General features: G+C 51.1%; 18 protein-coding genes. 12 read left to right on the top strand and 6 right to left on the bottom strand.

Annotated features, from left to right (window positions below):
- Nucleotides 1–45: 45 nt before the first annotated feature.
- From dam to trpS, 4 genes are read left to right on the top strand one after another with little or no spacing between them, the layout of a single operon-like run.
- Nucleotides 46–864 (top strand): adenine-specific DNA-methyltransferase, encoded by an 819-nt coding sequence (gene dam / locus X965_RS12745; protein WP_036415636.1) that lies wholly within the window; start codon nucleotides 46–48, stop codon nucleotides 862–864.
- 40 nt (nucleotides 865–904) lie between these two features.
- Nucleotides 905–1,579: a ribulose-phosphate 3-epimerase gene (gene rpe, locus X965_RS12740; RefSeq protein ID WP_036418279.1), complete on the top strand. Its 675-nt coding sequence runs from the start codon at nucleotides 905–907 to the stop codon at nucleotides 1,577–1,579.
- Complete coding sequence (locus X965_RS12735; RefSeq protein ID WP_004237901.1) at nucleotides 1,576–2,295, top strand: phosphoglycolate phosphatase; 720 nt, start codon at nucleotides 1,576–1,578, stop codon at nucleotides 2,293–2,295. The genes rpe and X965_RS12735 overlap by 4 nt, the downstream gene beginning before the upstream one ends.
- 2 nt (nucleotides 2,296–2,297) lie before the next feature.
- Nucleotides 2,298–3,326 carry a tryptophan--tRNA ligase gene (gene trpS, locus X965_RS12730; protein WP_004237902.1) on the top strand — a complete coding sequence of 343 codons (1,029 nt, stop codon included), beginning with the start codon at nucleotides 2,298–2,300 and terminating at the stop codon, nucleotides 3,324–3,326.
- A gap of 55 nt (nucleotides 3,327–3,381) precedes the next feature.
- On the opposite strand, the gene X965_RS12725 is transcribed toward trpS, so the two are convergent.
- Nucleotides 3,382–4,227 (bottom strand): 4Fe-4S binding protein, encoded by an 846-nt coding sequence (locus X965_RS12725; protein ID WP_015422351.1) that lies wholly within the window; start codon nucleotides 4,225–4,227, stop codon nucleotides 3,382–3,384.
- Between the two features lie 350 nt (nucleotides 4,228–4,577).
- On the opposite strand from X965_RS12725, the gene dmsA reads away from it, so the two are divergent.
- The 4 genes from dmsA (at nucleotide 4,578) to dmsD (ending at nucleotide 9,219) form a co-directional block, all read left to right on the top strand.
- Nucleotides 4,578–7,031: a dimethylsulfoxide reductase subunit A gene (gene dmsA, locus X965_RS12720; protein ID WP_036418277.1), complete on the top strand. Its 2,454-nt coding sequence runs from the start codon at nucleotides 4,578–4,580 to the stop codon at nucleotides 7,029–7,031.
- An 11-nt stretch (nucleotides 7,032–7,042) separates the two neighbouring features.
- Entirely contained in the window at nucleotides 7,043–7,660 is a 618-nt protein-coding gene (locus tag X965_RS12715; RefSeq protein WP_004237907.1) for a DMSO/selenate family reductase complex B subunit, read from the top strand.
- Between the two features lies 1 nt (nucleotide 7,661).
- Nucleotides 7,662–8,522: a DmsC/YnfH family molybdoenzyme membrane anchor subunit gene (locus X965_RS12710; RefSeq protein ID WP_004237908.1), complete on the top strand. Its 861-nt coding sequence runs from the start codon at nucleotides 7,662–7,664 to the stop codon at nucleotides 8,520–8,522.
- 85 nt (nucleotides 8,523–8,607) lie between these two features.
- Entirely contained in the window at nucleotides 8,608–9,219 is a 612-nt protein-coding gene (dmsD, locus tag X965_RS12705; RefSeq protein WP_036418275.1) for a Tat proofreading chaperone DmsD, read from the top strand.
- A gap of 67 nt (nucleotides 9,220–9,286) precedes the next feature.
- Here the strand turns inward: dmsD and X965_RS12700 are convergent, their stop codons facing one another.
- The 3 genes from X965_RS12700 to sodA all read right to left on the bottom strand — a co-directional run bounded on the left by X965_RS12700 (nucleotide 9,287) and on the right by sodA (nucleotide 11,100).
- Nucleotides 9,287–9,577 carry a hypothetical protein gene (locus X965_RS12700; RefSeq protein WP_004237910.1) on the bottom strand — a complete coding sequence of 97 codons (291 nt, stop codon included), beginning with the start codon at nucleotides 9,575–9,577 and terminating at the stop codon, nucleotides 9,287–9,289.
- Between the two features lie 127 nt (nucleotides 9,578–9,704).
- A complete protein-coding gene (gene yiiM / locus X965_RS12695; protein ID WP_015422349.1) occupies nucleotides 9,705–10,391 on the bottom strand; it encodes a 6-hydroxyaminopurine reductase in 687 nt (228 codons plus the stop codon).
- A gap of 88 nt (nucleotides 10,392–10,479) precedes the next feature.
- On the bottom strand, nucleotides 10,480–11,100 hold the full coding sequence (gene sodA / locus X965_RS12690; RefSeq protein ID WP_004237912.1) for a superoxide dismutase [Mn]: 621 nt from the start codon (nucleotides 11,098–11,100) through the stop codon (nucleotides 10,480–10,482).
- Between the two features lie 368 nt (nucleotides 11,101–11,468).
- Here sodA and acs point away from each other — a divergent pair, with 368 nt between their 5' ends.
- From acs to X965_RS12670, 4 genes are all read left to right on the top strand, one after another.
- Nucleotides 11,469–13,424 (top strand): acetate--CoA ligase, encoded by a 1,956-nt coding sequence (acs, locus tag X965_RS12685; RefSeq protein WP_024474702.1) that lies wholly within the window; start codon nucleotides 11,469–11,471, stop codon nucleotides 13,422–13,424.
- Nucleotides 13,425–13,497: 73 nt separating this feature from the next.
- Nucleotides 13,498–13,809, top strand: coding sequence for a DUF485 domain-containing protein (locus tag X965_RS12680; RefSeq protein ID WP_004237915.1), 312 nt, complete (start codon nucleotides 13,498–13,500; stop codon nucleotides 13,807–13,809).
- Complete coding sequence (locus X965_RS12675; protein ID WP_004237916.1) at nucleotides 13,806–15,461, top strand: cation acetate symporter; 1,656 nt, start codon at nucleotides 13,806–13,808, stop codon at nucleotides 15,459–15,461. Before X965_RS12680 ends, X965_RS12675 begins: the two co-directional genes overlap by 4 nt.
- A 122-nt stretch (nucleotides 15,462–15,583) precedes the next feature.
- Nucleotides 15,584–16,162, top strand: a complete 579-nt coding sequence (locus tag X965_RS12670; RefSeq protein ID WP_004237917.1) for a hypothetical protein — start codon at nucleotides 15,584–15,586, stop codon at nucleotides 16,160–16,162.
- 39 nt (nucleotides 16,163–16,201) lie between these two features.
- Here the strand turns inward: X965_RS12670 and X965_RS12665 are convergent, their stop codons facing one another.
- Together X965_RS12665 and X965_RS12660 are read right to left on the bottom strand one after the other, a co-directional pair.
- A complete protein-coding gene (locus X965_RS12665) occupies nucleotides 16,202–17,119 on the bottom strand; it encodes a fimbrial protein (protein ID WP_228342870.1) in 918 nt (305 codons plus the stop codon).
- A 137-nt stretch (nucleotides 17,120–17,256) separates the two neighbouring features.
- Nucleotides 17,257–19,680: a fimbria/pilus outer membrane usher protein gene (locus X965_RS12660; RefSeq protein ID WP_253280776.1), complete on the bottom strand. Its 2,424-nt coding sequence runs from the start codon at nucleotides 19,678–19,680 to the stop codon at nucleotides 17,257–17,259.
- Between the last annotated feature and the right edge of the window lie 84 nt (nucleotides 19,681–19,764).

The following is a 19,764-nucleotide window of genomic DNA, read 5'->3' as shown; positions in this document are numbered from 1 at the left end:
CAGAATCGGCGGCTCTGGCCTTTTTGAGCAATGATTACAGACAGCATGAAGAAACAACGTGCATTTTTGAAGTGGGCCGGCGGAAAATACACTCTGGCAGATGAAATAAAACGGCATCTGCCGGAGGGTGATTGTCTTATTGAGCCCTTTGTCGGCGCGGGGTCGGTTTTTCTCAATACAGATTATCCGCGCTATGTGCTGGCGGATATCAACAGTGATCTGATCCACCTCTACACGATGGTGAAGCAGCGGACTCAGGAATTTATCGATGAGTCCCGCAAGCTGTTCACGCCGCAGTTTAATGATGAATTACAGTACTATGCGCTGCGGGAACAGTTTAATCAGAGCACGGATCATTTCGAGCGCAGCATTCTGTTTCTCTATCTGAACCGCCATTGTTATAACGGTTTGTGCCGTTATAATTCCAAAGGCCGGTTTAATGTGCCCTTCGGGCGCTACCGCAAACCCTATTTCCCGGAAGCTGAACTGCTGTGGTTCGCGGAAAAAGCCCGCAACGCCCTGTTTGTCTGCCAGTCTTATGTGACCAGCATGGAAAATGCAGGCACCGGGGATATCGTCTATTGTGATCCGCCTTATGCGCCGTTATCACTGACAGCCAATTTTACGGCGTATCACACCAGCGGATTCGGGTTACCGGAGCAGCAGAATCTGGCACAACTGGCACAAATGCTTTCGTCGGATCGCAAAATTCCGGTTCTGATCTCGAATCATGACACCCCGCTGACCCGGGAGTGGTATCATCAGGCGCAACTGCATATTGTCAAAGTGCGCCGCACTATCAGCCGCAACACACTTAACCGCCAGAAAGTGAATGAATTACTGGCGCTTTACCGCGGACAGTAAGCCGTTGAACCCGGCGGCGTCTTATTAAGAGGAAACAGGAATGAAAGAGTTTTTGATTGCTCCGTCCATTTTATCTGCTGACTTTGCCCGTCTGGGGGAAGACACCGCGAAAGTTCTCGCCGCAGGCGGCGATGTGGTTCACTTCGACGTGATGGATAACCATTATGTCCCGAACCTGACTATCGGACCGATGGTGTGCAAGGCGCTGCGTGATTACGGTATTACCGCGCCGATTGATGTGCATCTGATGGTCAAACCGGTGGACAGCATTGTGCCGGACTTCGCCAAAGCGGGCGCAACCTACATTTCATTCCACGCGGAAGCGAGCGAGCACGTTGATCGCACCATTCAGCTTATCCGCGAATGCGGCTGTAAACCGGGCCTGGTATTCAACCCGGCCACGCCGCTCAGTTACCTCGATTATGTGATTGATAAACTGGATTTGATCCTGCTGATGTCGGTAAACCCGGGCTTCGGTGGTCAGTCCTTTATTCCGGAAACACTGAAAAAAGGGGAAGAAGTCCGCCGCCGCATTGATGCCAGCGGCCGTGATATCCGCCTGGAAGTCGACGGCGGAATTAAGACTGAAAATATCGCGGCAGTGGCGCAGGCCGGTGCGGATATGTTTGTGGCCGGCTCTGCGATTTTCGGCAAACCGGATTACAAAGCCGTGATTGATGATATGCGTAAAGAATTAACAAAGGTTTCAGCATGACAGACAAAACAGCAGTACAGCAATTCACAGGGATTAAAGCCGTTGCATTTGACCTGGACGGCACACTGACTGACAGTATTCAGGGACTGGCGGAAGCGACTGATCGCGCACTGGAAGCACTGGGCTACCGGAAAGCGGGCCGGGAAATGGCATCTGTCTGGGTCGGTAACGGCGTTGATATGTTACTGGAACGTGCCCTGACTCATGCAACCGGTGAAAAACCTGATGCTGCACTGCACGCGAAATGCCGTCAGCTGTTTGATGATTTTTATGCTGAGACCGTTAAAACCGGCAGTCCGGCATTCCCGCATGTGGCAGAGACATTGCAGGTGATGGCAGACGCAGGGCTGGATCTGGCGATCGTGACCAACAAACCGTCTCAGTTTATTCCGTCGCTGCTGGCTGAAACCGGTCTGGATAAATTTTTCTCTGTCGTGCTCGGCGGGGATGATGTGAAAAATAAGAAGCCGCATCCGGCTCCGCTCTACCTGACGCTGGGTGAGTTCGGGCTGCGTAAGGAAGAGATGCTGTTTGTCGGGGACTCCCGCAATGACATCCTGGCGGCACGGGCAGCGGAATGTCCCTGTGTCGGCATGACCTACGGCTACAACTACGGTATTCCGATTGCTGACAGCAATCCGGATTGCGTACTGTCCGACTTCGCGGGTCTGCTGCCTGCACTCGGACTGCCTCCGTTAACTCATCAGGAAGGATAATCATGAGCGGAACTAACACCAAAGCACATAAACCCGTTGTATTCAGCGGCGCACAGCCTTCCGGCGAACTGACCATCGGTAACTACATGGGCGCACTGCGCCAGTGGGTAAAAATGCAGGATGATTTTGACTGCATTTACTGCATCGTTGACCAGCACGCGATCACTGTCCGTCAGGATCCGGCGGAGCTGCGCAAACGCACACTGGATACACTGTCGCTCTATATGGCCTGTGGTCTGGAACCGGCAAAAAATACGCTGTTTGTTCAGTCCCATGTGCCGCAGCATGCACAACTGGGCTGGGCACTGAACTGCTACACCTATTTCGGCGAACTGAGCCGCATGACACAGTTTAAAGATAAATCTGCCCGTCATGCCGAAAACATCAACGCCGGTCTGTTTGACTATCCGGTGCTGATGGCCGCAGATATCCTGCTGTATCAGACTAACCAGGTGCCGGTCGGTATCGACCAGAAACAGCATCTGGAGCTGAGCCGTGATATCGCGCAGCGCTTCAACGCCATTTACGGTGATGTGTTTGTGGTGCCGGATCCGTTTATCCCGGCAGGCGGCTCCCGTGTGATGGCGTTACAGGATCCGACGAAAAAAATGTCGAAATCCGATGATAACCGTAACAACCTGATCGCCCTGCTGGAAGATCCGAAAGCGGCAGCGAAGAAAATCAAACGCGCTGTGACAGACTCTGAAGAGCCGCCACGCGTGATTTATGATTTGGAAAATAAACCGGGTGTTTCCAACCTGCTGGATATTCTCTCTGGTGTGACCGGCAAACCGGTTGCTGCGCTGGAAGCTGAATTTGAAGGCCAGATGTACGGTCACCTGAAAGGTGCGGTGGCGGATGCGGTTTCCGGCATGCTGACAGAGTTACAGACCCGTTATCACGAAATCCGTAACGATGATGTGTTACTGAACCGTGTAATGAAAGAGGGTGCTGAGAAAGCCTCTGCCCGTGCACAGGTCACGCTGGATAAAGTACACGACGCGATTGGTTTTGTACGCCGTCCGCTGTAATTACATGATATACAAATAAAAATAGCGCCTTTCGGCGCTTTTTTTATCTCTGTCGTTACAGCCAGCCCTTTTCTTTCCGGGAACGACATACCGGACATAATGTCTGTCCCGGCTGCCAGCTCATAAAAGGCAGATGGCAGCTGCTGCAATGAGCATCAAAATAAGCATAGCGGACCGGCTGACTGTTTTTTTCTGCCTGCGGTATGACATCGATCGCTTTCGGGAAACAGACGTCACGGCAGCTCATGCATCCGCTGCATTTTGTCTTATCCACGGTAAACTGATTATCCGCAATAGTGATAGCCCCTTCCTGACACACTGCCGCGCAGGCGGTACATAAAATACAGTTTTCCGTATCCGGGCGCACATCAAACCAGCTGTCATCCGGCCAGAGTTTTTTTCGCTCATTCAGACCGGTTCTGGCACGGCCGGTATTCAGCCCGCTACTGATGGTTTTCTGCCGGAACAGCGCAAAACGTTTTCCGGTATCCACCGGCGGCGGCGGGATGATAGTCAACTGCCAGATTGGTTCGCCGAGGGCTTTCAGGCGCAGATTGAGCGCTGCCAGTACCGGCAGCCAGTTATCAACTTCCGGCTCTGCTATCTGCATCCCGCGGATATGGTACTGCCGGTGCCAGACCAGCAGCTCTTCCGCGCTGGCCGGGGTTTCTTTCTTCTCAATCACCAGTTGCCCGTTATTGTTGTAGTTGCGTTCGCGGACAGGGATGTGTTCAATAGCATCAGACGGGCAGACAAACAGGCAGTTTCCGCACTGAAAACAGCGGTCATTATCAATTTTGACGTCGAGATAGCCGAATGTGACCGCATCTGCCGGGCAGCAGGCGGCGCAGTTATCACACTGACTGTTTTTGAGTTTCTTCCTGACACAGTGATCATTCACTGACGGCGGTGTGGTTTTTTCGCCGTTTATCAGGTAGTTGAGTGCGCTGCGTCTGATAACGTTAACTCCTTTTCCTGATCATAATATTGAGCTGGTCACTATTTTCCCATGAGCGGATGCCGTCTGCTACTGACGGGATCAATAATCTGCTTTTCACGCACTCATTTTTTGATGCAAAACAACCCGGCTGAATCGTAAAACCGTAAAATAACTATAGGTTAATAACTGCAGGTTATTGTATTACAAATGATTTATTGCGAATGGTTACCAGTCGCAATCTGACAATAAGCCGTTATCCGGCAACAACAATAATAATAACGATTACAAAATCAATTAAGCGAGCAATGTATATGACAAAGATGAAAGAAACGGCGTTGTTCACTGCGCCGCTGACGCGGCGCGGGTTTGTCAAAGCCTCCGGTGCGGCCGGCGGTCTGGCAGTTGCAGCGGGCGGGTTATCCCTCCCGTTCAGCCATGCGGCGTCTGCCGCTGAAACTACCCCGGCACCTGCGGCGGCTTCTGATGAGAAAGTGGTCTGGAGTGCCTGTACGGTTAACTGCGGCAGCCGCTGTCCGTTACGGATGCATGTGGTTGACGGCGAAATCAGATATGTTGAAACCGACAATACCGGTGATGATGTCTACGAAGATCTGCATCAGGTACGCGCCTGCCTGCGCGGCCGTTCCATGCGCCGCCGGGTGTACAACCCGGATCGCCTGAAATACCCGATGAAACGTGTGGGTAAACGCGGTGAGAACAAATTCGAGCGTATCACCTGGGAAGAGGCGTTTGATACTATCGCCGGTACCATGAAACGCCTGATCCGCGATTACGGCAACGAATCTATCTATCTTAACTACGGCACCGGCACTCTCGGCGGCACCATGACCAAATCCTGGCCGCCGGGAGCAACACTGATTGCCCGTCTGATGAACTGCTGCGGCGGTTATCTGAATCACTACGGTGACTACAGTACCGCGCAGATTGCAGCCGGTCTGAATTACACTTACGGCGGCTGGGCGGACGGTAACAGCCCGTCAGATATTGAAAACAGCAAGCTGGTGGTTCTGTTCGGCAACAACCCGGGCGAAACCCGCATGAGCGGCGGCGGTGTGACCTATTATGTTGAGCAGGCACGCGAAAAATCAAATGCCCGCATGATTATCATCGATCCGCGTTATACCGATACCGGTGCAGGGCGCGAGGATGAATGGATCCCGATCCGTCCGGGTACGGATGCCGCACTGGTCAGCGCGCTGGCGTATGTGATGATCAAAGAAGACCTGGTGGATAAGCCGTTCCTTGACAAATATTGTGTCGGTTATGACGAAACCACCATGCCTGCCGGTGCACCGGCCAACGGCCACTATAAAGCGTATATTTTAGGTGAAGGGCCGGACGGCGTGGCGAAAACCCCGGAGTGGGCAGCCAAAATCACCGGTATTCCGGCAGCGCGGATTGTGAAACTGGCGCGGGAAATCGGTACTGCCAAACCGGCGTACATCACCCAGGGCTGGGGGCCGCAGCGCCGCTCAAACGGCGAAACCGCATCCCGTGCCATTGCCATGCTCTCTATTCTGACCGGTAACGTGGGGATTAACGGCGGTAACACCGGTGCGCGTGAAGGCTCTTACGCAATCCCGTTTGTCCGTATGCCGACCCTGACTAACCCGGTGAAAACCAGTATCTCCATGTTTATGTGGACAGATGCGATTCTGCGCGGCGAAGAGATGACCGCCACCCGGGATGGTGTGCGCGGTAAAGACAAACTGGATGTGCCGATCAAAATGGTCTGGAACTATGCCGGTAACTGTCTGGTGAACCAGCACTCCGAAATCAACCGCACCCATGACATCCTTCAGGATGAGAGCAAGTGCGAGATGATTGTGGTGATCGATAACCATCTGACCTCGTCCGCCAAATATGCGGATATCCTGCTGCCGGACTGCACCGCTTCCGAACAGATGGATTTCTGCATGGATGCCTCTGCAGGCAACATGGGGTATGTGATTTTTGCCGATCAGGCAATCGCCCCGCGCTTTGAAAGCCGCAATATCTATGATATGACCAGCGAAATCGCCAAACGGATGGGGGTCGGTGATCAGTTTACCGAAGGCCGTACCCAGGAAGAGTGGCTGCGTCACCTGTATGAGCAGTCCCGCGCCGCGCTGCCGGAACTGCCGGAGTTTGATGAGTTCCGCAAACAGGGTATTTTCAAAAAACGTGACCCGCAGGGACACCATGTGGCGTACCGTGATTTCCGCAACGACCCGCAGGCAAACCCGCTGACCACGCCGTCAGGTAAAATCGAGATCTATTCCGCACAGCTGGCGGAACTCCGTGATACCTGGGAACTGAACGAAGGGGATGAAATCCATCCGCTGCCGGTTTATTCCGCAGGCTTTGAGCATGCCGGTGATCCGCTTCAGGAAAAATACCCGTTACAGATGACCGGTTTCCACTACAAATCCCGGACGCACTCCACTTACGGCAACGTTGATGTGCTGAAAGCCGCCTGTCCGCAGGAACTGTGGATTAACCCTGTTGATGCCGCGAAACGCGGGATTGCGCACGGCGATAATGTGAAGGTCTTCAACGATCGCGGGGAAGTGCGCGTCAATGTGAAAGTCACACCGCGTATTCTGCCGGGCGTTGTCGGTCTGGGTGAAGGTGCATGGTACAGCCCGGACGGCGATCGCATCGATCACGCGGGCAGCATTAACGTGTTAACCACTCAGCGCCCGTCGCCGCTGGCGAAAGGGAATCCGTCCCATTCCAACCTGGTTGAAGTCGTTAAGGCCTGAGGAAGCGATTTATGTCAACGCAATATGGTTTCTACATTGATTCAAGTCGCTGCACCGGCTGCAAAACCTGCGAGCTGGCCTGTAAAGACTTTAAAAACTTATCTCCGGAAGTGAATTTCCGCCGTATCTATGAATATGCGGGCGGCGACTGGACAGAGCAGGATGGTGTGTATCAGCAGAATGTGTTTGCTTACTATCTCTCCATCTCCTGTAACCACTGTGATGATCCGGCCTGTGCCAAAGTCTGCCCGAGCGGTGCAATGCACAAGCGGGAAGACGGCTTTGTGGTGGTGAATGAGGAAGTATGTATCGGCTGCCGTTACTGTCATATGGCGTGCCCGTACGGCGCACCGCAGTTTGATGAGGTCAAAGGCCATATGACCAAATGTGACGGCTGCTATGAGCGCGTCGCGGAAGGCAAAAAGCCGATTTGTGTTGAATCCTGTCCGCTGCGGGCACTGGATATGGGACCGATTGAAGAGCTGCGGGCTAAATACGGCACACTGGCGGAAATCGCGCCGCTGCCGTCTGCGGAATACACACATCCGAATATCGTTTTAAAACTGAATGCCAACAGCCGTCCTGTCGGGGATACCACAGGCCATCTGGCGAACCCGGAGGAGGTATAACATGGGATCGGGAATTCATGAATGGCCGCTGATGTTTTTTACCACCATCGGGCAGAGTGTGGCAGGGGCATTTATTGTGATGGCGGCAGTGCTGCTGTCCGGAAAACTGTCACCGGAACTGAACCGTAAAGTGCATTACAGCATGTTCGGCCTGTGGGTGCTGATGGGCGTGGGTTTCCTGCTCTCCATGATGCACATGGGCACGCCGCTGCGTGCGTTTAATGCGTTTAACCGCCTCGGCAGTTCATCGCTCAGTAATGAAATTGCGGCCGGTTCGGTCTTCTTCGCTGCCGGTGGTTTTTACTGGCTGCTGGCGGTACTGAACAAAATGCCGGCGGCGCTCGGTAAGCTCTGGCTGCTGGTGGTAATGGTTCTGGCGGTGGTCTTTATTTACGCCATTCCGCAGGTTTACCAGATTGCCACGGTGCCGACCTGGTATACCCCGTACACCACGGTTCACTTTGTGCTGACAGCGCTGCTGGGCGGGCCGGTACTGGCTGCTCTGCTGCTGCGGATTGCCGGGTTTGACCTGCGCTGCATCAGCTGGCTGCCGCTGGTGGGTATCGTTGCGTTGGTGGCGAGTGCGGTCGCAGTGACGTCACAGGCGTTTGATCTGGCCTTTATCCGCAGTTCCGTACAGAGCGCTTCCGCGCTGGTACCGGAATTCGGCCTGTATATGGGCTGGCGTCTGGTTCTGCTGGCGCTGGGTCTGACCTGCTGGATCCTGCCGCTGGTGAAACGGACAAATCCGCCGGTGATTATGATGCTGATTGGTTTTGTTCTGGTGTTATCCGGGGAAATTATCGGCCGCGGTATTTTCTACGGACTGCACATGACAGCCGGTATGGCCTATCTGTCCTGATACAATCAGCGCGTATCCTGTTACTGTTTTCCGGACGGAAATCGTGGCAGGATACGCGGATATTTTATTGTGAGAGTCCTGAGTTATGAGTGAGCAAGCTGTCAGTGATGTTGCCTTAACGGCCCGTATTCTCGGGGCGGCATTTTACTACCCGCCGTCAGAAATCGTACAGATAACGGAACTGCTCTCTTCCGGGGAGTGGGTGGCGGAATGGCCGTACGGTAATGATGCGCAAAAGCAGGCCGCCGCACAGAAACTGGGTCTGACTGTCACCGGTGAGGAAACTTTAGCGCAGGCCTATCAGCGGCTGTTTATCGGCCCGCAGGCACTGCCCGCATCGCCGTGGGGCTCTGTCTGGCTGGATAAAGAACAGGTGCTGTTCGGGGATTCCACTGTTGCCCTGCGTGAGTGGATGCGTGCACATCAGGTGGATATTGTGCTGTCGCAGAATGAGCCGGAAGATCACATCGGCCTGTTACTGATGATGGCGGCCTGGACGGCGGAAAATCGTCCGGATGCCCTGAATTCACTGCTGGCGGAACACCTTCTGCTGTGGGCACGCTTTTATCTGGCGCGGATGCAGGAAAAATGCGGCAGCCCGTTCTATGAAGGATTATCTGCTCTGACGGCTCTGACTCTCAGAGGCTGGCAGGATGCACTGCTGGTGATCCCGGCAGAGAAAACCATTTTCGCCTGAGATATCACACTATCAGATCAAAAAGCCCTTCCGGTGCAGACCGGAAGGGCTTTTTTTACGGCGGATGTTACTGGCCGAGGTCAAATTCATTAATTTTTGCGAGCATCTCCGGGTCATTGCGGTACTTTTCACGCAAGACTTTTTGCTGCTCTTTGGCCGGAGGACAGGTTTCATCCAGTGCTTTTTTGATATCTTTTTTCTGATCTGCCGGCAGGGACACATCCCATTCACCGGCAAAATGGATGCAGTTTTCTGCATTATCCGTAAAGATTTCCAGCTCATCCGCACTGTTCTGATCTGCCGCGGCGGCGGGCAGTGAAAGCGCTGCCAGGCTCAGCAGCATTATCAGGTATTTCATCCGTGTCTCCTGTTTAAAAGGTCGTCTGTGTGTGCTGCGGGGTCAGCAGCGGTCATCGTGAAACGAGTATGATAATCACACATTCCGGAACGGGTTTAAAGCAGGGAGAACCCGGGATTACATATTCTTACACGGCTGCGGCGGAGCCGAATAACCGGCGGTTAAAATCCTCGATTTTACCGGTCATCAGACGGCGCTGCATGGTCAGTGTCCAGCTGGCGGAAAGTCCGGATGCCTGTAACAGATAACGGTATTCTGTTTCATCAAACGGCAGATGAAAAGCGATGGCAGCGGCTTCCCTGACAGACACCGCGCTGGTGCGGGTCAGCAGTTTCAGCGGCTGATCACTGCTGACATCCCCTTTCCCGACGACACGGTACAGCCAGCCGGTACGGCCGCAATCCTGCATCACCTGTGCAAAATCAGACACATCTGTCAGCGGATTCAGTTTGTAGCACGGTGAGCGCGGCTGGGTGACCTGAATCACGGCGCTGCCCCACTGATAAATATCCCCGATGAATACGGTTTCTTCTGTCATACCGAGGGTGGATATATTTTCCCCGAAGAACGGCGCGACAAAGCGATCCTCAATCTCCGGATACATCATTTTCCAGTAGTCGTAGTGTTCGCGGGGATAGTGACACAACGCACGGTCAGGGCCGCCGTGAAAGGCTTTTTCCGCCTGCTCGTCACCGGCGAGTCCGGTGGCACTGAGGGCAATCACGCCTTCGGTCTGACGCTTTTCAATTGCGCTGCGCCCGCAGCGGGCTGTATCCCTGACGGGACCGGTGAAAACTAAAGGTGTGTATGCCATGCCGCCTCCGTATTGAGTGAGACGGATATCATAATCGAAAGCGGGAAAGAAGAATATGTGCGGACAGCGTCCGCACATATTTCAGGACTTATTTTGCAGAAGCGAAACGCGCTGCTGCCTCATCCCAGTTCACCACAGACCAGAATGCTTTGATGTAATCCGGACGGCGGTTCTGGAACTTCAGATAATAGGCGTGTTCCCACACATCCAGACCGATGATCGGATAACCGGAAGTACCGGAAATCGCTTCACCCATCAGCGGGCTGTCCTGGTTGGCGGTTGAAACCACAGCCAGTTTGCCGTCTTTCAGCACCAGCCAAGCCCAGCCGGAACCGAAACGGGTTGCGGCGGCTTTTTCAAACTCAGCCTGAAACGCCTCAACGCTGCCGAAATCGCGCTCAATCGCTGCTTTCAGGTCGCCCTGTAATGTGGTGCCGGTTTTCAGGCCTTTCCAGAACATGCTGTGGTTGGAATGACCACCGGCGTTGTTGCGGATAAAGGTACGTTTGTCCGCCGGGAATTTATCGAGCTGTGCGATCAGATCGTCGATATCCAGATTTGCCATCTCAGGGAAGGCTTCCAGCGCGGTGTTGGTGTTATTCACATACGTCTGATGATGTTTGGTATGGTGAATTTCCATTGTCATTTTATCGAAATGCGGTTCTAACGCATCATAAGCGTACGGTAATGCAGGTAATACATAGCTCATAATTATAACTCCAGTAATTGACCGAACCGCTCACACCGTGTGTGAACAGGCAGACATTATAATGAAACAGATGATAATGAAAACGATTATCAGATCTGTGCGATCTGTGCGGATTCTTTTTATTTGTTAGTTTACTGTCTTATTTTAGTTAAATATTTTAGTTGGCGCTTCTCATCTGATGTCATGTGCTGTTTTTTATGTAACAGGTGATTTTTTATATCGCCGGTGGTTTTCGCATCAAATGATAACGCTGTGAATACCCCCTTTTTCAATCCGTGATCTTTAGCGCAAAAAAGAAACAAAGGCGGAAAGGTAACTTTATTTAACGTGATTTTGACATAGCATTAACAATTGAAAGGAGATGCATCATGACAAAAATAACGAAATATCCTGTACCCGAAGCAATTGCAGAAAACGCGCTAATCAATCATCAGCAGTATCTGGACGAGTATCAGCGGTCTGTTGAGGATCCCGACAGCTACTGGCGTGAGAAAGGTCAGATTGTAGACTGGATAAAGCCCTATACGCGGGTGAAAAACACCTCTTTTGATCCGGGCCATGTCAGTATTAAGTGGTTTGAGGACGGCACACTGAATCTCAGTGCCAACTGTCTTGACCGGCATCTGGCGGAGCGTGGTGATAAACCGGCGGTGATCTGGGAAGGTGACAGCCCGGATGAGTCCCGCACACTCACTTACCGTGAACTGCATCATGATGTCTGCCAGTTTGCCAATGTCCTGAAACAGCAGGGGATCCGCAAAGGTGATGTGGTTGCGATTTATATGCCGATGGTACCGGAAGCAATGGTCGCCATGCTGGCCTGTGCCCGTATCGGTGCGGTGCACTCGGTGATTTTTGCCGGGTTCTCACCGGAGGCGGTGTCCGGCCGTGTCATTGATTCCGGGGCAAAAATGGTGATCACGGCAGATGAAGGTCTGCGCGCCGGGCGTACTATTCCGCTGAAGAAAAATGTGGATGACGGCCTGAAAAACCCGGGTGTGACCACAGTCAGCAGTGTGATTGTTTTCCGCCGCACCGGTAATCCGGTGGAGTGGCAGGAAGGGCGTGATATCTGGTGGCACGATGCTGTCAGTGGTGTCAGTGCGGACTGTCCGCCGCAGGAGATGAATGCGGAAGATCCGCTGTTTATCCTCTATACCTCCGGTTCCACCGGCAAGCCGAAAGGCGTGCTGCACACCACCGGCGGTTACCTGGTTTATGCCACACTGACATTTAAATATATCTTTGATTATCATGGTGATGAAGTGTTCTGGTGTACAGCGGATGTCGGCTGGGTAACCGGACACACCTACCTGGTTTATGGCCCGCTCTCCAACGGGGCTATCACGCTGATGTTTGAAGGCGTGCCGAACCATCCGAAGGTCAACCGGATGTGTCAGATTGTCGATAAACATCAGGTCAATATCCTGTATACCGCGCCGACAGCTATCCGCGCCCTGATGGCGGAAGGTCTCAGTGCGATTGAAGGCACCTCCCGCAAATCACTGCGCATTATGGGATCAGTCGGCGAGCCGATTAACCCGGAAGCCTGGGAGTGGTATTACAAAACTATCGGTGACAGCCGCTGCCCGATTGTCGATACCTGGTGGCAGACCGAAACCGGTGCCTGCATGATAGGTGCGATGCCGGGGGCGATTGAACTGAAACCGGGCTCCGCGACCGTCCCGTTCTTTGGTGTTCAGCCTGCGCTGGTGGATAACCAGGGTGAAATTCTGGACGGCGAAACCGAGGGGAATCTGGTGATCCTCGACTCCTGGCCGGGCCAGGCCCGTACTCTGTTCGGTGATCATGAACGTTTTGAACAGACCTATTTTTCCGCCTTTAAAGGTATGTATTTTGCCGGGGACGGTACCCGCCGTGATGAAGACGGCTATTACTGGATCACCGGGCGGGTGGATGATGTGCTGAATATCTCCGGGCACCGCCTCGGTACCGCCGAAGTGGAATCCGCACTGGTTTCACACCCGAAAATTGCCGAAGCGGCCGTGGTCGGGATCCCGCACAGTATCAAAGGGCAGGCTATTTATGCCTATGTCACACTCAATCACGGCGAGGAGCCGACACCAGAGCTGTATGCGGAAGTGAGGAACTGGGTCCGTAAAGAAATCGGCCCGATTGCCACCCCGGATATTCTGCACTGGACCGACTCTCTGCCGAAAACGCGATCCGGTAAAATTATGCGCCGTATCCTCCGTAAAATCGCCGCCGGTGATACCGGTAATCTGGGTGATGTATCAACACTGGCCGACCCGGGTGTGGTCGAAAAACTGCTCGAAGAAAAGCAGGCCATCAAAATGAACTAGCACGCTAACCTCAGTCAGTGCCGTGTTACGCGGCACTGACACTCCGGATAACAAAAACAGAGGAGTATCCTCAATGAGCGCATCCATTTATCAGCAGGTGGAGAATGACCCTCGCTTTCAGGAACTGGTCAGAAAGCGCAGTCGGTTCTCATGGACATTGTCCGCTATCACACTTGTGCTGTATGTCAGCTTTATTATTCTGATTGCATTTGATCCGCAATGGCTGGGCACGCCACTCGGCGAAGGTCTGACGATTACCCGCGGGATCCCTGTCGGCGTCGGGCTGATTGTCAGTGCGTTTGTCCTGACCGGTATTTATACCATCCGTGCAAACGGGGAATTTGACCGTCTGACCGCCGAAATCATCAGCGGGGTGAAACAATGAAAACGCGCCTTTCTGCTCTTCTGTTATCCCTGCTGTTTCCGCTGGTCAGTCATGCGGATGCCATCAGCGGGCCGGTGGAGCGCCAGCCGGTAAACTATCAGGCCATTATTATGTTCCTGGTTTTTGTCGGCCTGACACTGTACATCACTTACTGGGCGGCAAAACGGACACGTTCCCGCGCAGAGTATTACACCGCCGGGGGAAAAATTACCGGGTTTCAGAACGGGCTGGCGATCGCCGGTGACTTTATGTCTGCCGCCTCCTTCCTCGGGATCTCCGCACTGGTTTACACCTCCGGTTATGACGGCCTGATCTACTCCATCGGCTTCCTGATCGGCTGGCCGGTGATCCTGTTCCTGATTGCGGAACGTCTGCGTAACCTCGGGCGCTACACCTTTGCGGATGTGGTTTCTTACCGTCTGAAAGCCAGGCCGATTCGTGTGCTGTCTGCCAGCGGTTCGCTGGTGGTGGTGGCGCTGTATCTGATAGCGCAGATGGTCGGGGCCGGTAAGCTGATTGAGCTGTTATTCGGGCTCAACTATATCGTGGCGGTTGTGCTGGTCGGCATCCTGATGGTGTTTTATGTCCTGTTCGGCGGCATGCTGGCAACGACCTGGGTGCAGATTATCAAAGCGGTTCTGTTACTCGCCGGTGCCAGCTTTATGGCACTGATGGTGATGAAAGCTGTAGATTTCAACTTTAACACCCTGTTTAAAGACGCGGTTGCGGTACATAAAAACGGATTGGCGATTATGAGCCCGGGCGGCCTGGTATCAGATCCGATCTCCGCATTATCGCTGGGGCTGGCGCTGATGTTCGGTACCGCCGGGCTACCGCATATTATCATGCGTTTCTTCACGGTCAGTGATGCCAAAGAAGCGCGTAAGAGTGTGTTCTATGCCACCGGATTCATTGGTTACTTCTATATCCTGACCTTTATTATCGGCTTCGGCGCTATTTTGTTGGTCAGCCCGAACCCGGTATTTAAAGATGCGGCGGGGGCACTGATCGGCGGCACCAACATGGCGGCGGTGCATCTGGCGGATGCGGTCGGTGGTAATCTGTTCCTCGGCTTTATTTCTGCCGTGGCATTCGCGACTATTCTGGCGGTGGTTGCCGGTCTGACCCTGGCGGGCGCTTCTGCGGTTTCCCATGACCTGTACGCCTGTGCTATCAAAGACGGCAAAGCCAATGAGCGGGATGAATTAAAAGTCTCCAAAGTGACGGTGATTATTCTCGGGATTGTCGCTATCGGGCTGGGTGTGCTGTTTGAAAAACAAAACATCGCCTTTATGGTGGGACTGGCTTTCTCTATTGCGGCGAGCTGTAACTTCCCGATCATTCTTCTCTCGATGTACTGGAAACGCCTGACCACACGCGGTGCACTGGCCGGAGGCTGGCTGGGATTATTAACCGCTGTGATCCTGATGATCCTGGGACCGACTATCTGGGTCAATATTCTCGGGCACGAAAAAGCGATTTATCCGTATGAATATCCGGCACTTTTCTCAATGTTTGCTGCCTTTATTGCGGCCTGGCTGGTGTCTGTGACGGATAACTCTGCACAGGGTCAGGAAGAACGCAGCCGCTTTGAGGCGCAGTTTATCCGCTCTCAGATAGGCATCGGAATCGAGCAGGGCAAATCTCACTGACAGACGTCACAGCGCGGTCTCCGTTCCGGAGGCCGCGTTTTTCTTTCTCTCCGGCACTTGTTTTATCAGGTTGTTAATGGTTTACTGCAACCCGCTTGTTTATGTTATTTAAAAGTTAATTTATGCGTCTGTTTTCTTCTGTTTTACTGATTGTGCTGATTGCTCTGGCACCGGCGGTGTTATCCGGCGGACCGGGGGCGGAGTACAATGTGAAAATTACGGTGATGGGCACATTATTGCTGCTGGCGAATGTGTATCTCTGCCGCTATACCGCGGGCAAAATAGTTGTTGGCCTGCTGACCATTTTGTGGGGGCTGAATTTATCTGCCTCTGCGCTTTTCCGCCGCGAGGCGGGCGCTGAATATCTGACGAACCTTCCTGAGCTGCTCCATCAGGGCTATCCGTTATCAGCCGGTGATTTCCTGTCTGAAAACAGTGGTATCGTACTGTTTTTTATCGTGGTTTCTGTGGCGTATTTCGCGGTGGTTCACCTGCTGAGCCGTGCGTTGCCGCGCCGTGCTATCCGTAATGCCGGTATCTCGCTGTTATTACTCTCGTTTATTCTGCCCGTTGAATATTACGCGATGGAAAAAGATAAAACGCCGGGGCTGACGGTGTATGACCACTACCTGCTGGGTACGCCGCTCTATAATCTTGCCACAGTACCGATGGCATGGCGGGGATGCACCGGTATCAGCTGAACAGCAGCAGCCGTCCGGGAGATCCGGACGGCTGCTGTATCAGTCAAACTGCAGAATAAATTGTGTGTTTGCTTCCAGCCTGCCGGGTTTAACGGAATCGCCATAGCGGTAATATTCAGCAACAAGCGGAACACGTGTTTTTCCGTCCTGTAAGTCCGCGATTTTAACAAACTCCTGATTAACCAGTACGGCATCATTATTCATCGGTGATGTGACAACAAAACCGACACCGGACGCATTATTATTACCTTCATCATCAGGAACGATAACAGACTCTTTTCCGTTATAATTTTCTGTTTTAGCCGCCATTAATTTCATATGAGCAGACAGATCGCCGTTACATGAAATAAATAAATTATCTTCAGCTTTATAATTACCGTCCGGAAATCCTTTGGACGAAAAGGCATTTACCGGTGCCCGTGGTAATTTAAATTCCAGGTCAGAATTTTCCAGCGAACATGATGACGGTGCGCTTTCAATCTTGCCTTTCAGTCTGTAACTGTATCCTACCGCTGTTGTGCCGCCGCCGGGGTTATATGCCTGAATTAAGACAGTACCAATATATGCTCCGCCGGTTAAAGAAAGCGTATCCGGATTATCTTTTGCGGCATAAATAATAACTGTTAAGTCAAGCGGCAGGAGCGGACCTGCCGGAACCGGAATATTACTTCCCGGCTGGTTTTGAAAATGCATACCGGTTCTGTTATCGATCAGAACATAAACAAAATTCCGATCTCCGCCCGGATAAATATGATATGCAGGATAGCCGTCAATATCACCATAATGCTTGGCGACAATACCACTGCCTTCACTGTAGCTGGTATAGCCGTGAATACCGGCATCCGGTCCGCAGTCTGCCACGCCGCCGATACCGCCTTCACGGACAAATGTGAAGCGGCCGACTTCCTGATTCTGCTTTATACTGCCGGTAAGACGCAGATTGATGGTTGACGTCATTGTGGAATGGTTCTGATTTCCGCCTCTGATACAGTCCTCGAGTGCATAAGCATGGCCGGCCGTACCTAATCCGCCTGCGGTAATTATCAGAGATAATATCAGATGTCTGGTTTTTTTTATCAGGTGACAGTATTTCATCAAATCTCCCGCTGACAATTCAGCTTTGTAATATATATTCCGTTCGTGGGTAAAGTGCCGGTAATGTCATACTGGATAATGCATTGCTGCATATTTCCGTCCTGCTTCCAGGTCACGCGGATATCACCTTTTTCTTTATCCGCAATGAAATAGAGCGTATTAAAATTAGATACCAGGTATTCAGTATCACCACCCATCGTTGCTTTTGCGCCTAACGGTATTTCTTTATTATCAGGTGTTTTCAGTGTGATCAGCAGTTTGTAGCCTTTCTTCACATTGAAATCGGCCAGAATCAGCGCGCCTTTTGTCGGAACAATATCGTTAATAATATTATTTTCGATCTCGGTATCACCGGGGATGGTCTGAGTATCAATCACAATATTATTTTTCCGGTATGGCGTCATACCGGAAACAACAGCAAGGCCCGAATTATTTGTCTGAGCAGACTGACCGTTAATGATACCCACACCGGCAGTATCTTTGGTCAGTACCAGTGCATTGGTATTCTGCAATGCGGGAGCGGTAACTACGCCATATTGTGTGGCCAGCAATGAACCATTCATGCCATAGCTGAGATTTTTATTATTTTTACTGTATGAATAACCGGCATTAACAGACGCATATTGTGAGCGATAGGAACTACTCAGACCGCCTGAATTCCCGGTGCCTTTATTACCCTGACTCTGATAAATATCCCAGCTGCCTTGTTGGTTCTCACCATAATTCCCGCTGAGCCCGGCAGTCTGTAACGTCTGATGATCGGCATCGGAAGAAATATTATAATTTGCCCAGATGGTATTATCTTTAATATTGAGCGGAATATTAAGGTTCATACTGACATTATAGGTATTATTTTTACCATTCTCAGTTCTTGTGCCCTGATAATAATTATAATATATACCGTAGTTCATTTTGTTAAATGAGCTGTTGAACCCGGCATTATAGGATTTTTGTCTTTTACCGGATGTATATTCATAAATAACAGTCGACAGATTAAGCGATGAATTGCCGGAAAAAACAGGCTGATTCAGTGATAAAGTGTATTCATTTTTAAGTTTATTATGGTCGTTCCGGTTTTCATCATATGACATTGCATCCTCGAAACGATAAAATTTAGCATCAAAGTGACGGTAACCCACCAGGGATACGCTGGTATTTGTTGCTTCTATTCTCTTCGAGTAGTTAACGCGAAACGCATTCCCGGCAGAGGCTTTATCGTGATTAAGAGTTGCTTTTGCATGCAGGATATCGGCTGTGATTGCACCAAAAGCACCAAAGTTAAATGCAGCACCGATACCGCCGGATTGATAATCTTTGGCAACAAATGCTCCGCCGAAAACGGTGACAAAATCGGTCAGGCCATAAAATATTTCTGCCTGATTGATTTTCTTTCCGTTACCTTTGTTATTGCTGTCATAGGTTCCGCCGGAAATGCTGTAACGCATATTTCCTTTCTTTTCCAGTGTGGAAATTGAAGAGAAAGGAACGATGAAATTTTTCTCACTACCATCAGTTTCTTTAACATTAACATACAGGTTTCCGCCATTACTCATCGGGTAATATTCGGTGAGATTAAACGGACCGGCAGGAACACTTTGTCTCAGGATAATTTCACCATTCTGAACAACAGTGACAACGGCTTCTGAATTTGCCATGCCGGAAATTGACGGAACATAGTTTGTTTTACTGACCGGATCCATGGTTTTGTCTGTTGTCAGACGAATACCACGAAATTTAACAGAATCAAATAACTGTGATGATGAATATAAATTACCGACAGTAAATTCACTTTTCAGTGAATTTATGTTTCTCGATAAGGTATTACTGATATTTTTCCATTTGTTTTTATTATTATCATCATTCATCCAGGTAGAATAATTCTGATAACGCCATGCGCCCAGATTGACTCTGGTCTGGATATTTCCATAATAGCTGTCTTTTGTTTCGCCATTGTGCTGACGATTTACTGCCGAAAATAAATAGTTAACAAAAAGTGCAGGGATACCATTATCCCAGTTTTCCTGCTCTAATGCTTCCAGTTTATCTTTATTAATGTATGACTGTGGTGTTGTCAGTGCATAAATCCGGGTGTTAAGGTCGAGATAGCCATGCGTATATTCAATGTCATTGATATTAAAACAGCCACCGGTATCATCATTATCTGATGACGGAAAATCGAGTCCTGTGTTTTCCCATTCTTCTCTTGAAAAACAGGGAATGAGCTTTTCATTACCAGCTTTGTTTTTTTTCAAAACAAAATCAATCTCTTTTGTGGTAATTTTATTATTGTTAATAACAAGAGTTACTTTGTATTTTCCGGGCGCATTATCATTTTCTTTGAAAACATTGACATCTTCATTAGTCAGTTGTGAGTTACTGCCGGGAATGTTAAATAAACTGGCCGGATAATAATCATCGGCCATAACGGAGAAAGATGTCCCTGCCATAAGGACAGACATCACGGATAATGACATAAAATGGTTTTTATTATGATATTTTTTCATCAT

The organism is Morganella sp. EGD-HP17, assembly GCF_000512315.2.
Lineage (GTDB): Bacteria > Pseudomonadota > Gammaproteobacteria > Enterobacterales > Enterobacteriaceae > Morganella > Morganella morganii.
The sequence above is the reverse complement of the archived record's forward strand: the minus strand, read 5'-3'. Positions and strand labels throughout refer to the sequence as shown.